Genomic DNA, 18,492 nt, shown 5'->3' on the forward strand with positions numbered 1-18,492 from the left:
GTTGCGCGGAGTCTAGGTCGGTGCACCGGACCCCGGCACGGTCTGTGTCGCCGGGCTCACGCACGCGGACGCGGTGTCGCGCAGCACAACGACCGGCACCGGACTTTCTACGTGGTGTAGAACTACTACAGCTCGTAGAACATCAGGCCGGAGGCACCATGGACGCGCTCGACCTCGCCCGCTGGCAGTTCGGGATCACCACCGTCTACCACTTCCTCTTCGTCCCGCTCACGATCGGCCTGTCCGCGATCGTCGCGATCCTGCAGACGGCCTGGCACCGCACCGGCAAGGTCGAGTACCTGCGCGCCACCCGGTTCCTCGGGAAGCTCTTCCTGATCAACTTCGCGATGGGCGTCGTCACCGGCATCGTCCAGGAGTTCCAGTTCGGCATGAACTGGAGCAGCTACTCGACGTTCGTCGGCGACGTCTTCGGCGCCCCGTTGGCCATGGAGGCGCTGCTCGCGTTCTTCCTGGAGTCCACGTTCATCGGCCTGTGGATCTTCGGCTGGGACCGGCTCCCCCGGCGCATCCACCTGGCCTGCATCTGGATCGTCGCGATCGGCACCAACTTCTCCGCCTACTTCATCATCGCCGCCAACGCCTGGATGCGCCATCCCGTCGGCTTCGCCGTCGACCCCGTGACCGGCCGGGCCCGGCTCACCGACATCTGGGCCGTACTCACCAACGCCCAGGCCTGGTCGACCTACCTGCACGTCGTCTCGGGCGCCTTCATCGCCGCCGGCCTCTTCGTCGTCGCCGTCAGCGCGTTCAAGCTGATGCGCGCCCGGTGGCCCCGCCGTGCCGGCGACCCCGCGCCGCACCCGTCGGAGGACGGGCTGTTCCGCAAGACGCTGCGCCTCGGGCTCGCCGTCACCGCGATCGCCGGTGCGCTCGTCGTGTTCTCCGGCGACAACCAGGCCAAGCTCATGGCCCGGTACGAGCCGATGAAGCTCGCCGGCGCCGAGGCACTGTGGAACGACGAACAGGGCGCCGGGTTCTCGCTGTTCGCCGTCGGCGACATCCGCGAGGGCCGCAACCACATCAACGTCCAGGTCCCCGACGTCCTGAGCTTCCTGGCGACCGGTGACCTCGACGGCGACGTCCAGGGCATCAACGACGTCCAGCAGCGGCTCGAGCAGGAGTTCGGGCCCGGCGACTACCGGCCGAACATCGCCGTCCTCTACTGGTCGTTCCGGCTGATGATGGGCCTGGGCATGGCCGGCGTCGGGATCGGCGTCCTCGGGCTGTGGCTCACCCGCCGCGGCCGGCTCCCGTCGAAGCGCTGGATGTACCGCGTCGCGATCCTCGGGCTGCCCGCCGCGCTGGCCGCCAACGTCTTCGGCTGGATCCTCACCGAGATGGGCCGCCAGCCCTGGACCGTGGTCGGCGAGCTGCTGACCGCCGCGAGCGTCTCGCCCGGCGTGAGCCTCACCGAGGTCGCGATCTCGCTGTCGGCGTTCACCCTGCTCTACGCCGTGCTCGCCGTCATCGAGGTGAAGCTGCTGCTGCGCTACGTCGCCGCCGGCCCGGCCGCGGTCATGCCCTACCCCTCCGACGACCCGGACGACGACGACACAGGTGGCGCGCAGGGCGAGGTCCCCACGGCCCGCGACGGCGACGACCGCGTCCCCGCGTTCGTCTACTGACAGGAGCGCAGACATGGACCTGCAGACCATCTGGTTCCTCGCCATCGCCGTCCTCTGGACCGGCTACTTCGTCCTCGAGGGCTTCGACTTCGGCGTCGGCATGCTGCTGCCCGTCGTCGGCCGCGACGACACCGACCGCCGCGTCATGATCAACTCGATCGGGCCGGTCTGGGACGGCAACGAGGTCTGGCTCATCACCGCGGTCGGCGCGACCTTCGCCGCGTTCCCCGCCTGGTACGGCTCGATGCTGTCGGGCCTCTACCTGCCGTTCCTCGCGATCGTCCTCGCGCTGATCGCGCGCGGCGTCGCGTTCGAGTACCGCGGCAAGGTCGACGACGACCGCTGGCGGCGACGCTGGGACGTCGCGATCGTCGTGGGCAGCACCGTGCCCGCGCTGATGTGGGGCCTGATCTTCGCCAACCTGCTGCGCGGGCTGCCGATGGGCCCGAACCACGTCGTCGACGCCGGGCCCGCCGACCTGCTCACCCCCTACGCCCTGCTCGGCGCGCTCGTCACCGGCAGCCTGTTCCTGCTGCACGGCGCGGTGTTCCTGTCGCTCAAGACCGACGGCCCCGTGCGGGTCCTGGCCCGCGCCGTCGCGCTGCGCGCCGCCGTCGTCGCCGTCCCCGCCCTCGTCGGCTTCCTCGGCTGGACGCTGGCCCACCGCCCGACCGGCTGGACGCTGCCCGTCGCGGTCGTCGCCGTCGTCGCCCTCGTCGCCGGAGCCGGCCTGGCCGGACGCGGCCGGGAAGGCTGGGGGTTCGCGTCGACCGCCGTGGCGGTCCTGGGCACCTCGGTGGTGATCTTCGGGTCGATGTTCCCGGTGCTCATCGCGTCGACGACCGACCCGGCGCTGTCGCTGACCGTCGCCGGGGCCGCGTCCGGCCCCTACACCCTGCAGGTCATGAGCTGGATCGCGCTGGTGCTGCTGCCCCTCGTGATCGGCTACCAGGCCTGGTCCTACTGGGTGTTCCGGCGCCGGGTCACCCGCGCGCACATCGCCCCCGCGCACTGACACCCGCCGCCCTCCGGAGACCACCGTGAAGCCGCTCGATCCCCGCCTGCTGCGCGCGGCGCGCGCCGTGCGCACGCACGTCGCCGTCACCGCGGCCTGCGGGTTCGCGCTCACCGGGCTCATCCTCACCCAGGCCTGGCTCGTCGCCCACATCATCGGCGGAGCCACCGGCGGGCAGGGCCTCGACGAGCTCGGCCCCCTCGTCGCCGCGGTCGCCGGCGTCGCGATCGGGCGGGCCGTGCTCGCCTACGGCGCCGAGGCCGCGGCCCTGCGCAGCGCCGCCCGCGCCAAGTCCCAGCTGCGGCGCCGGATCGTCGCCCACGTCACCGCCGCCGACGGACGGCACGCGCCGGGCCGCGGCCCGGCCACCGCCGGCGAGGTCGCCACCCTCACCACCCGCGGCCTCGACGCCCTCGACGACTACCTCGCCCGCTACCTGCCCCAGCTCGTCCTCGCCGCGCTCGTCCCGATCGCGGTGCTGGTCGTCGTCGCCTCCGCCGACTGGGTCTCCGCGGTCGTCATCGCGGCCACACTGCCGCTGATCCCCCTGTTCATGGCGCTCGTGGGCATGCACACCCAGGCCCGCACCCGGAAGCAGTGGACGCTGCTGCAGCGCCTCGGCGGGCACTTCCTCGACGTGGTCGAGGGCCTGCCGACGCTCGCCCTGTTCCGCCGGGCCAAGGCCGAGGCCGCGCTCGTGCGCACGGTGACCGACCAGCACCGCGACGCGACGATGGGCACCCTCAAGGTCGCGTTCCTGTCGGCGTTCGTACTGGAGCTGCTCGCCACCCTCGCCGTCGCGCTCGTCGCCGTCGAGGTCGGGTTCCGGCTGCTCTACGGCCACATGGACCTGACGACGGCCCTGCTCGTGCTGATCCTCGCGCCCGAGGCCTACCTGCCGCTGCGCGAGGTCGGGGCCCGCTTCCACGCCAGCATGGAGGGCATCGCCGCCGCCGAGTCGGCGTTCGCCGTGCTGGAGGCCCCGCGCGCTGTCGTGCCCGGCAGCGCCCACACCGCGCGCCGCGGCACCGTCGCGCTCACCGTCGACGACGTCCGGTTCACCCATCCCGGCCGCGACACCCCGGTGCTCGACGGGCTGACGCTGCGGGTCGACGAGGGCCGCAGCGTGCTCGTGACCGGACGCAGCGGCGTCGGCAAGTCGACGCTGCTGTCACTGCTGCTGCGCTTCGCCGAACCGCAGGGCGGCGAGATCCGCGCCGACGGCGTCGCCCTGAGCGAGCTCGACGCCGACGCCTGGCGCACCCGCGTCGCCTGGGTGCCGCAGCATCCGCACCTGTTCGACGACACCGTCGCCGGCAACATCGCACTCGGCGACCCGTCCGCGACCTGCGAGGAGATCGCCGCCGCGGTCGCCGCCGCCGGGCTGACCGAGGTCGTCGCCGCGCTGCCCGACGGGCTCGACACCCGCGTCGGCGAGCGCGGAGCGCGCCTGTCGGCCGGGCAGCGCCAGCGTGTCGCCCTGGCCCGGGCGTTCCTGCGCGACCCCGACCTCGTCCTGCTCGACGAGCCCACCGCCCACCTCGACCCCGACAACGCCGCCGCGGTCCGCGCCGCCACCGCCCGGCTCCTGCAGGGCCGCACGGGCATCGTCGTGGCCCACGACGCGGGCTGGGCCGAGATCACCGACGAGGCCGTCGTCCTGCGCGAGGGCCGGATCGACAGCGCGCCGCCGGCCCTCGTGGGTGCCGACGCTCGCCACCCGCAGGGGGTGTCGTCGTGAGCGGGCCGTTGCGGCGCATGGTCGGGCTGGCCCGGCCGCGGGGGGCGCGGTTCGCGCTCGGGGTGCTCGCCGGGGCCGCCGCGACCGCCTCGGGGGCCGGGCTGCTCAGCCTCGCCGCCTGGCTCATCGCCACCGCCGCGACGCACCCCTCGGTGACCGCGCTGTCCGTCGCGGTCGTACTCACCCGCGCACTCGGCGTCACCCGCGGCGTGACCCGCTACCTCGAACGGCTCGTGACCCACGACGCCGCGCTGCGCACGCTCGCCGACGTCCGCGTCCGCGTCTACGAACGACTCGCCCACACCGAACCGGTCCGCAGGTTCCGCTCCCCCGACCTCGTCACCCGGCTGGTCAGCGACACCGACGCCACCCAGGACCTCCTGGTCCGCGGGCTGACCCCGCCGCTGGCCGCCGTCGTCGCCGGGGCGGGCGCGGTCGCCCTCGCGACGGCGCTGCTCGTCCCCGGCGGGCTGCTGCTCGCGGCGGGACTCGCCGTCGGCGGGCTCGTCGTGCCGGTCGTCGCGGCGGCGCTGAGCCGGGCGTCGGGAACCCGGCAGGCCGCGGCCCGGGCCGAGCTGAGCACCGCGCTGGTCGACGCACTGCACGGCGCCCCCGATCTCGCCGCCTACGGCGCCACCGGCCGCGCCGTCGCGCGCGTCGAGGCCGCCGACGCCGCGCTCACCACCGCCGCCCGCCGCGACGCCGGGCTGCTCGGCCTCGGCGCAGGCGCGTCCGCGCTGGTCGCGGGCCTGACCCTGTGGGCGACGCTGCTGCTCGGGGTCGCCGCGGTGCAGGCCGGGACGCTCGGGACCGTCCCCCTCGCGGTCCTCGTGCTGACCGCGCTCGCCTCCTTCGAGATCGTCGCCCCCCTGCCCGCCGCGGCCGCACGCCTCGGCGCGGTCCGGGCCTCGGGCCGGCGCCTGTTCGACGTCCTCGACACCCCGCCCGCGGTGCGCGATCCCGGGGGTACGGGGGTCCTCGCGCCGGGGGCGTGCCGGATCCGCGACCTGCGGGTCCGCTACGCCCCCGGCGAGCCCTGGGCACTCGACGGGCTCGACCTCGACATCGAGCCGGGGCAGAAGGTCGCCGTCGTCGGCCCCAGCGGATCGGGCAAGAGCACCCTCGCGGCGGTGCTGTTCCGGTTCCTCGACGCGGACTCGGGCACCGTCGAGATCGGCGGCACGGCGCTCACCGCCGTCCCTGCCGACGCGGCCCGCGCGGTGGTCAGCGGCGTCCCGCAGCAGCCGCACCTGTTCACCGGCACGGTCGCCGCGAACCTGCGGCTGGCCCGCCCCGACGCGAGCGACGCCGACCTGTGGGACGTGCTGCGCCGGGTCCGGCTCGCCGCCGACGTCGCCGCGATGCCGGGCGGGCTCGGCGCCGACGTCGGCGAACACGGCGAACGGCTCTCGGGCGGCATGCGGCAACGCCTCGCACTGGCCCGCGCCCTGCTCACCGACGCGACGCTGCTCGTCCTCGACGAACCGACCACCCACCTCGACCCCGACACCCGCGACGCCGTCCTGGGCGACCTGCTCGACGCCGCAGGCGACCGGGCCCTGCTGCTGGTGACCCACGACCTGGACCGGCTCCAGGCGATGGACGCCGTCCACGTCGTCGTCGACGGGCGGGTCGTGCAGCACGGCACCCACGCCGAGCTGCTGGCGCGCGACGGCTGGTACCGGTCGGCGCACCGGCTCGCGCCCGTCTAGGAAGGGGCGCCACGCCGCTCGGCCCGCAGCTCCCGCGTGCGCGCCGACACCCGTGAGCCCAGCAGCCCCGCCGCGGCGTCGACGAGCTGGCTGACGAACAGCCGATGGTCCTCGCGCCCCGCCCGGGCCCGCTGCGCCGTCTCCACCGCCACGAACCGGACCGTGAGGAACCGCCGGTGCAGCTCGACGGCGTCCGGTTCCAGGAGCGGTTCCAGCAGCGCGCGCCAGCGGCCGATGCTGCCGCCGGGCCGGTCGAGGGCCAGCGGCGCCATCGACGGCACCGGCCGGGTCAGCAGGTCGGCGACGGTGCGCAGGTAGCCGGCACCGGCCGCGCCCTGGTCGAGCTTCGCGGCCAGCGGCTCGACCAGGGCGGCGGCCAGCTGGTGCACGGCGTCCCCGGCACCCGGTCCGCCGACGACGGCGGCGGCCCCCGGGCCGGCGGCGAACTCGTCGAGCAACCGGTGCCGGTGCTGCTCCACCGCGGGGGCGTGCCGGTCGAGCAGCGCCTGGACCAGGCCGTCGCGGTCGGTGAACCAGTACTGGGCGGCGATGACGTTGCGCGCACCCGCGGCCCGGCCGATCTCGCGCAGCGACACCGTGTCGCTGCCACGGTCGGCGAACAGCTCCTCCGCCGCGCTGAGCAGCCTCGACCGGGTGTCGCGCCCGTCGGCCGCACCCCCGTCGGGCCCCGCAACACCCGTCATCGGCGCAGGCTACCGGCCGGCCCCCGGCCCGATCAGGCCTTGGGACCGCCGGCGACGTAGACGACCTGCCCGGACACGAACCCGGCGCCCTCGCTGACGAAGAACGACACCGTGTGGGCGATGTCGTCGACCTGCCCGGCCCGCGCCACCGGGATCTGCGCGGCCCGGGCCGACACGTAGCTGTCCCAGTCCTCCCCGATCCGCTCGGCGGTCGCCTTCGTCATGTCGGAGACGATGAACCCGGGGGCGATGCAGTTCGCGGTGACACCGAACTTGCCCAGCTCGATCGCGAGGGTCTTGGTGAAGCCCTGCAGGCCGGCCTTGGCGGTGGAGTAGTTCGCTTGGCCGCGGTTGCCCAGCGCCGAGGTGCTCGACAGGTTCACGATCCGCCCGTACTTCGCCTCGACCATGTACTTCTGCACGGCGCGGGCCATCAGGAACGAGCCGCGCAGGTGCACGTTCATGACCGTGTCCCAGTCGAGCTCGGACATCTTGAACAGCAGGTTGTCGCGGGTGACGCCGGCGTTGTTGACCAGGACCGTCGGGGCACCGAGCTCGGCGACGACCCGGTCGACCGCGGCGGCCACGGCGTCGGCGTCGGCGACGTCGGCACCGACGGCGACGGCCCGCCCTCCCGCGGCGACGATCGTGTCGACGGTGGCCGCGCAGGCGGCCTCGTCGAGGTCGAGGACCGCGACGGCGAACCCGTCTGCGGCAAGCCGGATGGCGGTGGCCGCCCCGATCCCCCGTGCCGAACCCGTGACGATCGCGACGCGTGCCTCAGCCATGCCAGCTGTTCCTTCCGTTGTCACCGCGGTGTGCCGGCGCCGATCGTCGCATCCGGGCGGCACCCCGGCCGCCCTGGGCGGGCCCACGTCACACGGACCCGGCGCAACCCTCACAGTCGTGGGCACACCCGGAACGCGGCGCACCCGGAACGCGGCACGGCGCCGCCGGCTCCCGAGGGAGCCGACGGCGCCGGATGGGTGACGAGTCGGTGGCGGGCGCCGGTGCGCGCCCGGTCCGGGAGGCTCTGTCCCGGAGCTGTCGGTTCCGAACGCTACCCGGTGACCCATGTCACGTCAACGCCGTTCGCCGAGCGACTCTCAGGGCTCTGACCTGCAAGATCAGTCGAGCAGGACGGTGCGCAGATCGAGCCGGTGCAGCACCCGGTCGGCGGCTTCCGGGTCGACACCGGGCTCGCGGCGGGCCGCGAGGATCTCCGCCCGGGCGGCCGCGAGGGCCGCTGCCTGCACCGCACCGAGCGTGGCCCGGCTGGCACGCAGCGTGGCGAAGCGGTCCCGTTCCTCGCCGCTGAGCGTGTCCCCGGCGAGGACGGCCTCGAGCCTGCCGATGCTCTGGTGCAGCACCGCCGACACCTCGTCGGGGAGGTCGGCGGCCCGCTCGCGTTCCACGAGCCGGGTGAGCGCCGCCTGCCAGGCGCGGCGGGCCAGCGCCCGCTCGGCGGCGTGCTCGGCCTCGGCGTCCTCGGACACCTTCAGCACCCGCACCACGATGGGCAGCGTGAACCCCGGCAGCAGCAGCGTCACCACCAGGACCGAACAGGCGACGACGACGATCTCGGTGCGCGCCGGGAACGCGGCACCGGTCGAGGTGAGTGTGGGCAGCGCGAGGGCGAGCGCCAGCGTCGCGAGCCCGCGCATCCCGCACCAGGCCAGCACGACGGCCTCACGCCCGGTCCGGGGCGCACCCGTCGGGTCGGCACGGCGGCGCACCGCGAGCAGCGCGCCGGTCATCCACAGCGCCCGCAACGCGATGACGACACCGCAGACGATCGCGGCGTGGACGAGCATCCGGGGCAGGTCCGCCCCCGCATCGGTGACGACCTGGCGCAGGTCGAGCCCGATGAGCCCGAACGCCACCCCGGTGACCAGGAGCTCGACGACGTCCCAGAACGACCGCTGCACCAGCCGTTCCGCGGCCTCGTCGGCGTCGGAGTGCGCGCGCACCTGCAACGCCACCACCACGACGGCGACCACACCGGAGGCGTGCACCTCCTCCGCGAGCAGGTAGACCGCGAACGGCAGGACGACGGTGAGCGCGCTGCGCCCGGTGGTGTCGGTGACCTTCGACGACACCCACCGGGCGATCCTCGCGACGACGAGCCCGATGACGACGGCGAGCGCCGCACCCAGCAGGAACCGGCCGGCGACCACCGGGACGCTCAGCTCGTCGCCGCTGACCGTCGCGAAAACGGCGGCCTGGAACACCACGAGCGCGGTGGCGTCGTTGAACAGGCCCTCGCTCTGCAGGACGGCGAGCAGCCGCCGCGGCATGCGGACCGGCCCGGCGACCGCCTCGACCGCGACCGGGTCGGGCGGCGCGACCATCGCACCGAGCGCGACCGCGGCCGACAGCCCGATGCCGGGGATCAGCGCCATCGCGGTCCCCGCGACCACGGCGATCGTGACGGCGACGAGCGCGACCGCCAGTGTCACGATGCTGCGCCACCGCGCCCTGAACAGCGCCCACGACGTGCGCTGGGCCGTCGCGAACAGCAACGGGGGCAGGAACAGCGGCAGGATCAGGTCGGGATCGAGCTCGAACCCGTCGGGCAGGCCCGGGACGAACGCGACCGCCGCACCGAGCACGACCATCAGCGCCGGCCACGGCAGGCTCAACCGGTCGCCCACGCCGACGAGCACGACCGCGGCCAGCATCAACCCGACGACGAGCAGCAGCAGCTCCACATGCGACAGAGTGCCCCGCCGGTGGGCGCTGCGGGCGAGCGGTCCGGGTGGTTACGGTGGCCCAGATCCCCTCACGGCGCGGTCACCCGCGCGTGGGGGCGCCGACCAGCCACGAGACCGTCCGCGACCGGCGGGCGTCGACCCCGAGGAGCAGCGATGGCGCACGACCCCTATGCCGACCTTCCCCAGGTCCCGTCCTTCGACGTCACCAGCACCGACTTCACCGACGGCGCGACGCTCGCGATGCCGCAGGTCAGCGGCATCTTCGGCGCCGGCGGCGAGGACCGGTCACCGCAGCTGTCCTGGAGTGGTGCCCCCGAGGGCACCCGGTCCTACGTGGTCACCTGCCTCGACCCCGACGCCCCGACCGGGTCCGGGTTCTGGCACTGGGCCGTCGTCGACATCCCGGCGTCGGTGACCTCGCTCGACGCCGGCGCCGGCGACGGCGCGCTGCCCGAGGGCGCGTTCACCCTGGCCAACGACGCCGGCCTGAAGAACTACCTGGGCGCCGCCCCGCCCGCGGGACACGGCCCGCACCGCTACATCTTCGTCGTCCACGCCGTCGACGTGCCCTCGCTGGGCATCCCCGCCGAGGCGACCAACGCGTTCCTCGGCTTCAACCTCTTCTCCCACACCCTCGCCCGGGCGACGATCACCCCGGTCTACGAGATCAAGGAGTGATCACCGCGCGGTGGCCAGAGCGAGCGCGTTGAGCACCGCCCAGCCACCCGCCACCGCGACGGCCTTGCGGGCGGCGCCGCGGTCCGGCAGCGCGACGCCGAGCGTGACGGCGTCGCCGATGTCGGCCGCGACCCGCACCGCGAGCGCCACCTGCACGGCACGCCCGCGCGGCGCCAGGACCACGGCCAGCCCGGACACCGCGTCGCGCACCCCGACGGCGCGGGCGAGCGTCGCGACCGGCGGCGACGGGTCACCGTCGCGCGGACCCAGCCCGGTGGGACCGGTCAGCACGGACGGGCGGACGACCACGGCGACGCCGTAGGCGGTGGTGAGCGCGCCGAGGACGCGGGCGACGGCAGACACGGCCTGTTCCTCCGAGGGGTTCAGGCCGCCGCGACGCGGCGGGTGCGGACGGTGACACCGCCGACCGGACGTCCGCCGGCGTGGCTGGTGATCCGCAGCAGGACCTCCGTCCAGAGGTTGAGCTGGATCTCCTTGGCCGCGAGGAGCTTGTCGTAGAGGACGCGGGACACCACGTCGCCGGGCCGGGCCCACGACTCGATGCCCATCACCAGGCCGTCGTCGTCGTCACGCGCGCGGAACTCGATCTGGCCGGCCTCCAGGTGCCCGCGCAGCGTCGCGAACCGGAACCCGGTGTCGTCGACGTCGACCACCCGCACCGGGCCGTCCCACGGTCCGGGCAGCCGGATCAGGAACTCGTCACCGTCGCGCATCGTGCCGGCCTCCCCGCGGGTGCGGCGGAACACCGCGACTCCCGTGGGGAACCACTCGTTGATGTCGCGGACCAGGTCGGCCATCAGCCCGCGGGCATCGAGGTCGGAGCCCGCGATGCGCACCGTGTAGCGGCGGTGCAGCAGGTCACCGTGGCCGTCGGCCGCCTCCTGCACCCGGTCGTCACGGTGGCGTCGCGGCAGGGCCGGGGCCTCGTCGGACGCGTCGCCGTCGACCTCGCTGCGGTGCAGCGGGACGGTGCGCCACATGTAGCGCCAGCTCACCGCGGCCAGCCCGACGGGCCACCGCACGAGGGCGGCGACCCGGCGGTGACGACGGGTCCCGGTGGCCGCCTTGCGGCTGAGCACTGCCATGCGCGCATGAGAACACGTCCCACGGGGAACGCGCTCGTCGTGACCGTCGGACGACTGCTGCACCGAATCGGGTTCCGTGCCATCCACCTCCAGGCCACCTCGCTGGGGTCGATCGTCTTGTGCATCGCGCTGTGGCTGCGCGCGAAGACCGTCGACCAGGACGAACGCGGCAACGCCGAACGGCGTGCCCTGTTCGTCGGGCTCTGGCCGCCCATGTTCTGGGCGATCGGGGAGTCGGTGCGCCAGAACGAGGACCGCGGCCTGCTCCGGGGACCCCGGACATGAGGGCGCGGGGGCTCGTCGCCGAGCTCGACCGGCTTCCGCCCCTGGGCGTCAACTACGCGGAGTCCGAGGCCCCGCGCGGCCCCGGCGACCCGGGCTGGCACGTCGACCTCGCGCGCGCCGAACTGGGCACCGAACCGCCCGGTGACCCCGTGCCCGGCGGCATCTTCGAGGCGGCGTGCGTCCTCGTGCGCGACTACGAGTTCTCCGACCACCGACTGATCCGCGGCGTCTTCCGGCCCGCGGACGAGCTGCTGGGCCGCAACATGCTGCTGGAGGGCCGGTTCCTGTTCCTGCGCTTCTACCTCGGCGTGCGGGTCACCGGTGTCCTGGAGGGCACCCGTGACGGGCCCGACGGGCCGCAGCGCGTGTGGGGCTGGACCTACCGGACCCTCGACGGCCACCTCGAACAGGGAAAGCTCACCTACGAGGTGGTCAAGGACCTCACGACGGGCGTCGTCGCCTTCCGCATCGACGCCTACTCCCGGCGCGCCCCCATCCGCAACCCGGTGCTGCGCGCCGGGTTCCGGGTGTTCGGGCGCCGGACCCAGCTCGACTTCTACCGCCGCGTCGGGCGCCGCATGCACGACCTGCTGGCGGGCCACCGGCCCGGCGACCCCCTCCCCCACCCGACGCGGCTCGCCGGCGACGTCGTGCTCGCCCCGTCGCAGAGCCGGATGCGGCCGTGGGACCCGATCGCGCTGCCGCTGCGCCACCCCGGTGTCCACGTGCACCAGCACCGCACGTCCGTGGGCCGAAGGGGCCGTGCACGGCGACCCACCACAGTGGTGTCCCGGCGCGCCGGGACGACGGATCGGGCGTAGCGTCCCGGCCGTGCCCGACATCACCGAACTGATCCTCGACGACCACGAATGGTTCCGTCGCCAGTTCGCCGCACTCGACGAGCTGCGCAGGTCGACCCCCGTCGACACGACCGCCCTGCGCGAGGTGTGGCAGCCGCTGGCCGACCACCTCGACGTCCACGCCGTCGCCGAGGAGGAGGTCTTCTACCCGCAGCTGCTGCGCCGCGGTGGCGACGACGCCGAGGACGAGACGCTCGACGCCATCGGCGACCACAACGACATCCGCGACGGCGTGCACGCCGCCGCCCGCCACCCCGTCGGCACCCGGTCCTGGTGGGAGGCCGTCCAGGCGGCACGCGACGCCAACGACGAGCACATGTCCGAGGAGGAGAACGAGGGCCTGCCCGACTTCCGGCTGCACGCCCCCACCGGGCTGCGGGAGTCGCTGGGCCGCCAGTTCACCACGTTCATGCAACGACACAAGGGCGCCCGCGACCTCGACGTCGGCGACAAGGACCCCGAGACCTACGTCGCGCGAACCGCGGAACGCAATACGATCACCCCGGGTGACGACGACGGGGCCGGGCGCCTCGACGGGTCGCTCGGCATCGGCAGCCTGAAGGGGAAGTGACCACGCCCATGACCACACCCGCAGACCACCTCCTGCGCGGACTCGCCCCGATCCCCGCCGAGGCGTGGACCCAGATCGACGACGAGGCCCGCGAGCGCCTCACCCCGCTGCTGGCCGGACGGCGCGTCGTCGACTTCGACGGCCCCGGCGGCTGGTCCCACTCCGCCGTCAGCCTGGGCCGCACCGAGGACCTGCTCGGCCCGCCGGAGGGCGTCACGTCCGACGGTGTCCGCACCCGGCGCCGCCGCGTCCTGCCGCTCGCCGAGGTCCGGGTGCCCTTCACCGTGGCGCGCGCCGAGATCGACGACATCCAGCGCGGTGCCGCGGACCCGGAGTTCGACGACCTCGCCCGCGCGGCCCGTGTCGCCGCCGAGATCGAGAACCGCGCGATCCTGCACGGCTGGGCCGCCGCCGGTATCGAGGGCCTCGGCGCCGTGTCCCCCTACCCGGCGGCGACGCTGGGCACCGACTGCAACGCCTACCCCGGAATCGTGGCCCGCGCCGTGGACACGCTGCGCCGCAACGGTATCGAGGGCCCCTACTCCCTCATCATCGGGCCGGAGGGGTACACGCGGATCGTCGAGACCACCGAGCACGGCGGCTACCTGCTGTTCGACCACCTCGCCCGGATCCTCGGCGGTTCCATCATCTGGGCGCCGGGCACCGACGGCGCGATCGTCGCCAGCACGCGCGGTGGCGACTTCCGGCTCGACGTCGGCCAGGACCTGTCGATCGGCTACTCCCACCACGACGCCGACACCGTGCACCTCTACCTGGAGGAGAGCTTCTCCTTCCGCGTCGTCGAGCCGGACGCCGCCCTCGCCCTGTCCTGACCTCGCGCACGGCGCACCGGCCCCGCCCGATCCCGCCGATCCGACGGGCTGTGCCGGGACCGCGGCCGTGCCGTGCCGCGGACGTCGTCCGGCCGGGACCCGTATTCGGGTCCCGGCCGGGTCGTTCGTGCACGGGTGGGCCGGTCAGAAGCTCAGCAGCCGGTCGAAGAACGTCCGGTAGCGGCCGAGTGCCAGGCGCAGGTCCTCCGTGGACGCGGTGTCGTCGTGCAGGTCGCGTTCGAGATCGCTGCGCTGGGTGCGGAACGTCTCCTCGATCTCGTCGAGCACCCGGCCGACCAGCTCGTTCGCCTCTCGCACCGCGGTCCGCGGCTCGTCGACGAACTGGGCCTTGAGGACCTGCCACCGGTCCTGGTAGTCCGCAGCCCGCTGCCGCGGGATGAGCGCGTTCTCCTCGGTCCCGGCCTCCGGTACCGCCGACGGCTCGGACAGCCGCGCCGCTCTGCTCTCGCCCTGCGGTGCGTGCCCGTCGGACGCGTACCCGTCGGTGGCGTGCCCGTCGGTGGCGTGGTCGCGATCGGTCCTCGGGGACTCCGGGTGCGCGGCGGGTGCCGCGTGTCCCGCGGCGCCGGCGTCGTGGCTCTCACCGGGACCACCCCAGCCGCCCGGGCCGCCTGCCTCCGCGGCGCGGGGATCGGTCATCTCGTGGTGGCGCTGGTCCAGGGGGTCGTCGAGTCGGTCCTGCATGGTGCCCTCCGTGGTGGTCGTCGCGTGCGCGTCCGTCGGCCGGCTCATCGGGTCGGCTCCTCGTGCCGGTTCGGCGTGCCCCAGGCGGCGTCGGGGGCGACCCCACCGTCGTGACGGGCGGCCTCACGGCGGTCGGCCTCGTGACGGCCGGCGTCGTGACGGTCTACGTGATGACCGGTCTCGTGACGGTCGCTGTGGCGGTCGGCCTCGTGACGGTCGGCCTCGTGACGGTCGGCCTCGTGACGGTCGGGGGCGCCGTCACGGGAACCGTCGCCGGTCGTGCCGCGGGCGTCGCCACGGCCGTGGTCGCCGGACTCGTCGAGCAGGGCGTCCACCAGCGCCCGGTAGGAGGTCACGGCGTGGCGCAGCTCCTCGGTGTCGACACCACCGCGCGCGTTGCGCTGGGCGATGGCGCGGGCCTCCCGGTAGCGCTGGACGACGACGGGGTGCTCGACGGAGACGTCCTCGGCACGCTGGTCGAAGTCGGCCACGGGGTAGCCGCGGGCGGTCATGACCTCCGCGACGAAGGTGTCGGCGCGCTCGACCGCGCGGTCGGGATCGTCGACGAACTCGCCCTGCAGGACCAGCCAGCGGTCCCGGAACCCGGCGCGTTCGCGGTCGTCGAGGGGACGCAGGTCCAGGGAGCGGTGCCGCTTCTCGCGCTCGGCGAGGCGCCGCTCGGCCGCGCGCTCGTCGTCGGTCTCGGCGACGGCGCGCTCGTACTCCGGTCCGAAGTGCTCTCGCAGCCGCTCACTGCGGCGTCGTCTGCCGACCAGGTAGGCCGCCACGCCGATGCCGAGCAGGACCACCACGATGACGATGATCACTACGATGACTGTCGTGTCCATGCGTCCGAGTGCCCGGACGATGTTCGTCACAACCCGTTCGCACGGTTCGAAGATGTGACACCCATCACATCCTCTTGAGTAGGGAGGCACGCGATGGGCCACGTGGGTGCACGACGATGAGCGAGAACACCCCCGATCGGGTGGAGACTGCCGCCGAGGAGCTGTACGGCCTCGCCCCCGACGACTTCGTCCCGGTCCGCGACGAGCTGGTCGCCGCCGCACGGGAGGCGGGCGACCGCGACGCCGCCCGCGCCATCGCCAGGCTGCGCCGCCCCACCCAGGCCGCGTGGCTGGCCAACCTCCTCGCCCGCGAGCGCGCCACCCAGCTCGACGGGCTGCTGTCGCTGGCCGCCGACCTGGGCGACGCGCAGCGCACCCTCGACGGGGCCGCCCTGCGCGCGCTCTCGGTCCAGCGCGGCAAGCTGGTGGCCGCGATGGCCCGGGAGGCGCGGGCGCTCGCCGGCCGCGACGGGCACAAGATCGCCGAGAGCACCGAGCGCGACCTGCGCGGCATCCTCGACGCCGCGCTCGCCGACCCCGACATCGCCGAACAGGTCCGGTCGGGGCGGCTGCACCGCACCGTCAGCTACTCCGGGTTCGGCCCGGACGCCCTCGCCGGGGCCGAACCGCGGCCCGCCCCGAGGCGCCGTCCCGGCCCGGAGGTGCCCGCCGCCGGCGCCGACACCACCGGGACGGCCGACGACCCGTGGGCGATGCCCGACGACGCCGCCGCCCGCGCGGAGCAGGAGCGCCGCGCGCGCGAGCTCGCCGACGCCCGCCGCGCCCTCGACGACGCCCGCTCGACCGCCGACGAGGCCCGCACCCGCGAAGAGGCCGAACGGCGCGCCCACGAGGAGGCCGAACGACGCCTCGCCGACGCCAAGGCGCGCGTCGCCGACCTCGCCGCCGAGCTGGAGCAGGCCCGCGGCGCGCAGCGCGACGCGACCGAGGCCGAGCGCAGTGCCGCGGCCGAGCTGCGCGACGCGGCCGCCCGTACCCGCGCCGCCGCGGCCGACGTCGAACGCGCCCAGGCGAAGGTGGCCGACCTGTCGTGAGGCACCCGCCCGAGCGGTGCGGTCAGCTCGCCGCAGCCGTGCGACGCGGGTCGCGGGGGGACTCCACCAGCTCGTGGCCGTCGCGGAACAGGACGCCGTTGCGGCAGCGGGCCTCGACCTTCCCGTCGGCGAACTGCTCGGTGTAGAGCCGCGCGTACAGCCCGCCCTGCGCGAGCAGCTCGGTGTGCGTCCCGCGTTCGACGATCTCCCCGTTCTCGACGGCGAGGATCTGGTCGGCGCCCAGGATCGTCGAGAGCCGGTGCGCGATCGCGATCGTCGTGCGGGACTGCGTCGCGGTCTCCAGGGCCTGCTGGACGAGCCGTTCGCTCGCGGTGTCCAGCGCGCTGGTGGCCTCGTCGAGGATGAGCACGGGCGGGTCCTTGAGCAGCACCCGCGCGATGGCCAGGCGCTGCTGCTCCCCGCCGGAGAGGCGGTAGCCCCGCTCGCCGACGATCGTGTCGTAGCCGTCGGCGAAGCTCACGATCCGGTCGTGGATGTTCGCCGCCCGCGCGGCCGCCTCGAGCTCGTCGTCGGTGGCATCGGGCCTGGCGTAGCGCAGGTTGGCCGCGATCGTGGCGTGCAGCAGGTGGGTGTCCTGGGTGACCATGCCGACCGCGGCGCGCAGCGAGTCCTGCGTGAGGTCGCGGACGTCGTGGCCGTCGAGCAGGACGGCGCCGCGGTCGACGTCGTAGAGCCGCGGCACGAGGTAGGACATCGTCGTCTTGCCCGAGCCGCTGGGGCCCACGATCGCCGTCAGCGTGCCGGCAGCCATCTCCGCGCTCACCCCGCGCAGCGCCCACGGCCGCGCCGGCGTGCCGGGCTCGGTGGTGTCGTCACGGTCGGCGAGGGGGTAGCTGAACCAGACGTCGCGCAGCGTCACCGCGCCGCGCACCGTCGCCGGCTCCAGTGCGCGGGCGGCCGGGGCGTCGACGATCCGGGGTTGCAGGTCGAGGTAGGAGAAGATGCGCCCGAACAGCGCGAGCGAGGTCTGCACGTCGAGTGAGACGCGCAGCAGGTTGACCGTCGGGAACAGCAGCCGGGTCTGCAACGTGGTGAACGCGACGACCGTGCCGGCGCTGACCCCGCTGCCCGCCCCGATGAGCAGACCCGTCACCAGGTAGACGAGCGCAGGGGTGACCCCGAGGAACGTCTGCACGACGGCGAAGAACGTCTGCCCGGTCATCGCCTGGCGGACCTGCAGCCCGACCTGGTTGGCGTTCTCGTCGCGGTAGCGGCGCACCTCGTCGGCCTGCCGGTTGAACACCTTGGCCAGCAGCACCCCGGACACCGACAGGGCCTCCTCGGTGATCGCGGTCATGTCCGACAGCGACTCCTGGGTGCGGCCCGCGATCCTGCGGCGGACCCGGCCCACCCGGATCTGCAGCAGCACGAAGATCGGCACGAGCGCGACGGCGACCAGCGTCAGCTGCCAGCTGAGCAGCAGCATCGCGATGAGCGCGGCCGCGACGGTGACGACGTTGCCGAGGATCGACGTGGCCGTCTCGGTGAGGACGCTCTGGACCCCGCCGACGTCGTTGGCCAGCCGGGACTGGATGGCGCCGGTGCGGGTGGCGGTGAAGAACGACAGGTCCATCCGCTGGAGGTGCTCGAAGAGCCGCCCGCGCAGGTCGGCCATGACGCGGTTGCCCAGCAGCGTCGTCTGCCAGGTCTGCCACACCCCGATCAGCGCCGACACCACCGGGATCGCGATCATCCCGGCGACGAGCCACACCAGCAGCTCCATGTCGACGCTCCCGCCCGGCGGGAACAGGGCCTTGTCGAACGTCGCCTGGGTCAGGAACGGCGTGATGATGCCGAGCCCGCTGGACACGACGACCGCGGTGAGGATCCCGGCCAGCGCGACCCGGTGCGGGCCGAACAGCGCCCACACCCGCCGCCCGATCCGGTCGCCCGCCGGACTCGTCCCGGTGATCACCTCTGCGTCGTCCGCCCCGCTCACATCGCCGTCCCCTCGGTGAGACCGGCCACAGCGCACCGGCCGCGTCAGCCTGCCAGGCG

At 74.4% G+C, this 18,492-nt stretch carries 18 protein-coding genes; 10 read left to right on the plus strand and 8 right to left on the minus strand.

Annotation, left to right across the window (positions count from 1 at the left end):
• Positions 1-158 precede the first annotated feature (158 nt).
• From AB7F12_RS07820 to cydC, 4 genes are read left to right on the plus strand one after another with little or no spacing between them, the layout of a single operon-like run.
• A complete protein-coding gene (locus AB7F12_RS07820; RefSeq protein ID WP_428501575.1) occupies positions 159-1,646 on the plus strand; it encodes a cytochrome ubiquinol oxidase subunit I in 1,488 nt (495 codons plus the stop codon).
• A 13-nt stretch (positions 1,647-1,659) separates the two neighbouring features.
• Positions 1,660-2,661 (plus strand): cytochrome d ubiquinol oxidase subunit II, encoded by a 1,002-nt coding sequence (gene cydB / locus AB7F12_RS07825; RefSeq protein ID WP_428501574.1) that lies wholly within the window; start codon positions 1,660-1,662, stop codon positions 2,659-2,661.
• A gap of 25 nt (positions 2,662-2,686) precedes the next feature.
• The gene (cydD, locus tag AB7F12_RS07830) at positions 2,687-4,402 is read left to right on the plus strand and encodes a thiol reductant ABC exporter subunit CydD (RefSeq protein ID WP_428501573.1); all 1,716 of its coding nucleotides are present in this window, start codon (positions 2,687-2,689) and stop codon (positions 4,400-4,402) included.
• Positions 4,399-6,114, plus strand: coding sequence for a thiol reductant ABC exporter subunit CydC (cydC, locus tag AB7F12_RS07835; protein ID WP_428501572.1), 1,716 nt, complete (start codon positions 4,399-4,401; stop codon positions 6,112-6,114). Before cydD ends, cydC begins: the two co-directional genes overlap by 4 nt.
• Here cydC and AB7F12_RS07840 read toward each other — a convergent pair.
• The 3 genes from AB7F12_RS07840 to AB7F12_RS07850 all read right to left on the minus strand — a co-directional run bounded on the left by AB7F12_RS07840 (position 6,111) and on the right by AB7F12_RS07850 (position 9,529).
• On the minus strand, positions 6,111-6,818 hold the full coding sequence (locus AB7F12_RS07840) for a TetR/AcrR family transcriptional regulator (RefSeq protein WP_428501571.1): 708 nt from the start codon (positions 6,816-6,818) through the stop codon (positions 6,111-6,113). The genes cydC and AB7F12_RS07840 overlap by 4 nt on opposite strands.
• Positions 6,819-6,850: 32 nt before the next feature.
• A complete protein-coding gene (locus AB7F12_RS07845; protein WP_428501570.1) occupies positions 6,851-7,606 on the minus strand; it encodes an SDR family oxidoreductase in 756 nt (251 codons plus the stop codon).
• A 339-nt stretch (positions 7,607-7,945) separates the two neighbouring features.
• Positions 7,946-9,529 (minus strand): Na+/H+ antiporter, encoded by a 1,584-nt coding sequence (locus tag AB7F12_RS07850; protein WP_428516450.1) that lies wholly within the window; start codon positions 9,527-9,529, stop codon positions 7,946-7,948.
• A gap of 156 nt (positions 9,530-9,685) precedes the next feature.
• On the opposite strand from AB7F12_RS07850, the gene AB7F12_RS07855 reads away from it, so the two are divergent.
• A complete protein-coding gene (locus AB7F12_RS07855; RefSeq protein ID WP_428500277.1) occupies positions 9,686-10,210 on the plus strand; it encodes a YbhB/YbcL family Raf kinase inhibitor-like protein in 525 nt (174 codons plus the stop codon).
• On the opposite strand, the gene AB7F12_RS07860 is transcribed toward AB7F12_RS07855, so the two are convergent.
• A complete protein-coding gene (locus AB7F12_RS07860; RefSeq protein WP_428500278.1) occupies positions 10,211-10,573 on the minus strand; it encodes a hypothetical protein in 363 nt (120 codons plus the stop codon).
• A 20-nt stretch (positions 10,574-10,593) separates the two neighbouring features.
• Positions 10,594-11,316 (minus strand): DUF1990 family protein, encoded by a 723-nt coding sequence (locus AB7F12_RS07865; protein WP_428500279.1) that lies wholly within the window; start codon positions 11,314-11,316, stop codon positions 10,594-10,596.
• A 6-nt stretch (positions 11,317-11,322) separates the two neighbouring features.
• On the opposite strand from AB7F12_RS07865, the gene AB7F12_RS07870 reads away from it, so the two are divergent.
• Genes AB7F12_RS07870 through AB7F12_RS07885 form a run of 4 tightly spaced genes read left to right on the plus strand, consistent with a single transcriptional unit; the run spans position 11,323 to position 13,865 of the window.
• Entirely contained in the window at positions 11,323-11,601 is a 279-nt protein-coding gene (locus AB7F12_RS07870) for a hypothetical protein (protein ID WP_428500280.1), read from the plus strand.
• Positions 11,598-12,422, plus strand: coding sequence for a DUF1990 family protein (locus AB7F12_RS07875; protein ID WP_428516448.1), 825 nt, complete (start codon positions 11,598-11,600; stop codon positions 12,420-12,422). Before AB7F12_RS07870 ends, AB7F12_RS07875 begins: the two co-directional genes overlap by 4 nt.
• 10 nt (positions 12,423-12,432) lie before the next feature.
• A complete protein-coding gene (locus tag AB7F12_RS07880; RefSeq protein WP_428500282.1) occupies positions 12,433-13,032 on the plus strand; it encodes a hemerythrin domain-containing protein in 600 nt (199 codons plus the stop codon).
• Between the two features lie 8 nt (positions 13,033-13,040).
• Positions 13,041-13,865 carry a family 1 encapsulin nanocompartment shell protein gene (locus AB7F12_RS07885; RefSeq protein WP_428500283.1) on the plus strand — a complete coding sequence of 275 codons (825 nt, stop codon included), beginning with the start codon at positions 13,041-13,043 and terminating at the stop codon, positions 13,863-13,865.
• A 144-nt stretch (positions 13,866-14,009) separates the two neighbouring features.
• Here the strand turns inward: AB7F12_RS07885 and AB7F12_RS07890 are convergent, their stop codons facing one another.
• Positions 14,010-14,618 (minus strand): hypothetical protein, encoded by a 609-nt coding sequence (locus AB7F12_RS07890; RefSeq protein ID WP_428500284.1) that lies wholly within the window; start codon positions 14,616-14,618, stop codon positions 14,010-14,012.
• Positions 14,615-15,397, minus strand: coding sequence for a hypothetical protein (locus AB7F12_RS07895; RefSeq protein ID WP_428516446.1), 783 nt, complete (start codon positions 15,395-15,397; stop codon positions 14,615-14,617). Before AB7F12_RS07895 ends, AB7F12_RS07890 begins: the two co-directional genes overlap by 4 nt.
• A 137-nt stretch (positions 15,398-15,534) precedes the next feature.
• On the opposite strand from AB7F12_RS07895, the gene AB7F12_RS07900 reads away from it, so the two are divergent.
• A complete protein-coding gene (locus tag AB7F12_RS07900; protein WP_428500286.1) occupies positions 15,535-16,473 on the plus strand; it encodes a hypothetical protein in 939 nt (312 codons plus the stop codon).
• A gap of 22 nt (positions 16,474-16,495) precedes the next feature.
• Here AB7F12_RS07900 and AB7F12_RS07905 read toward each other — a convergent pair whose 3' ends face one another.
• On the minus strand, positions 16,496-18,433 hold the full coding sequence (locus AB7F12_RS07905; RefSeq protein WP_428500287.1) for an ABC transporter ATP-binding protein: 1,938 nt from the start codon (positions 18,431-18,433) through the stop codon (positions 16,496-16,498).
• Positions 18,434-18,492 lie beyond the last annotated feature (59 nt).

Origin of the sequence: Pseudonocardia sp., from assembly GCF_050250275.1 — a bacterium.
GTDB lineage: Bacteria > Actinomycetota > Actinomycetes > Mycobacteriales > Pseudonocardiaceae > Pseudonocardia.

Coding starts and splice junctions, on each gene's coding strand:
- AB7F12_RS07820 (WP_428501575.1), top strand. CDS start 159: ATGGACGCGCTCGACCTCGCCCGCTGGCAGTTCGGGATCACCACCGTC.
- cydB (WP_428501574.1), top strand. CDS start 1,660: ATGGACCTGCAGACCATCTGGTTCCTCGCCATCGCCGTCCTCTGGACC.
- AB7F12_RS07840 (WP_428501571.1), bottom strand. CDS start 6,818: ATGACGGGTGTTGCGGGGCCCGACGGGGGTGCGGCCGACGGGCGCGAC.
- AB7F12_RS07845 (WP_428501570.1), bottom strand. CDS start 7,606: ATGGCTGAGGCACGCGTCGCGATCGTCACGGGTTCGGCACGGGGGATC.
- AB7F12_RS07855 (WP_428500277.1), top strand. CDS start 9,686: ATGGCGCACGACCCCTATGCCGACCTTCCCCAGGTCCCGTCCTTCGAC.
- AB7F12_RS07865 (WP_428500279.1), bottom strand. CDS start 11,316: ATGGCAGTGCTCAGCCGCAAGGCGGCCACCGGGACCCGTCGTCACCGC.
- AB7F12_RS07870 (WP_428500280.1), top strand. CDS start 11,323: ATGAGAACACGTCCCACGGGGAACGCGCTCGTCGTGACCGTCGGACGA.
- AB7F12_RS07875 (WP_428516448.1), top strand. CDS start 11,598: ATGAGGGCGCGGGGGCTCGTCGCCGAGCTCGACCGGCTTCCGCCCCTG.
- AB7F12_RS07885 (WP_428500283.1), top strand. CDS start 13,041: ATGACCACACCCGCAGACCACCTCCTGCGCGGACTCGCCCCGATCCCC.
- AB7F12_RS07890 (WP_428500284.1), bottom strand. CDS start 14,618: ATGAGCCGGCCGACGGACGCGCACGCGACGACCACCACGGAGGGCACC.
- AB7F12_RS07900 (WP_428500286.1), top strand. CDS start 15,535: ATGAGCGAGAACACCCCCGATCGGGTGGAGACTGCCGCCGAGGAGCTG.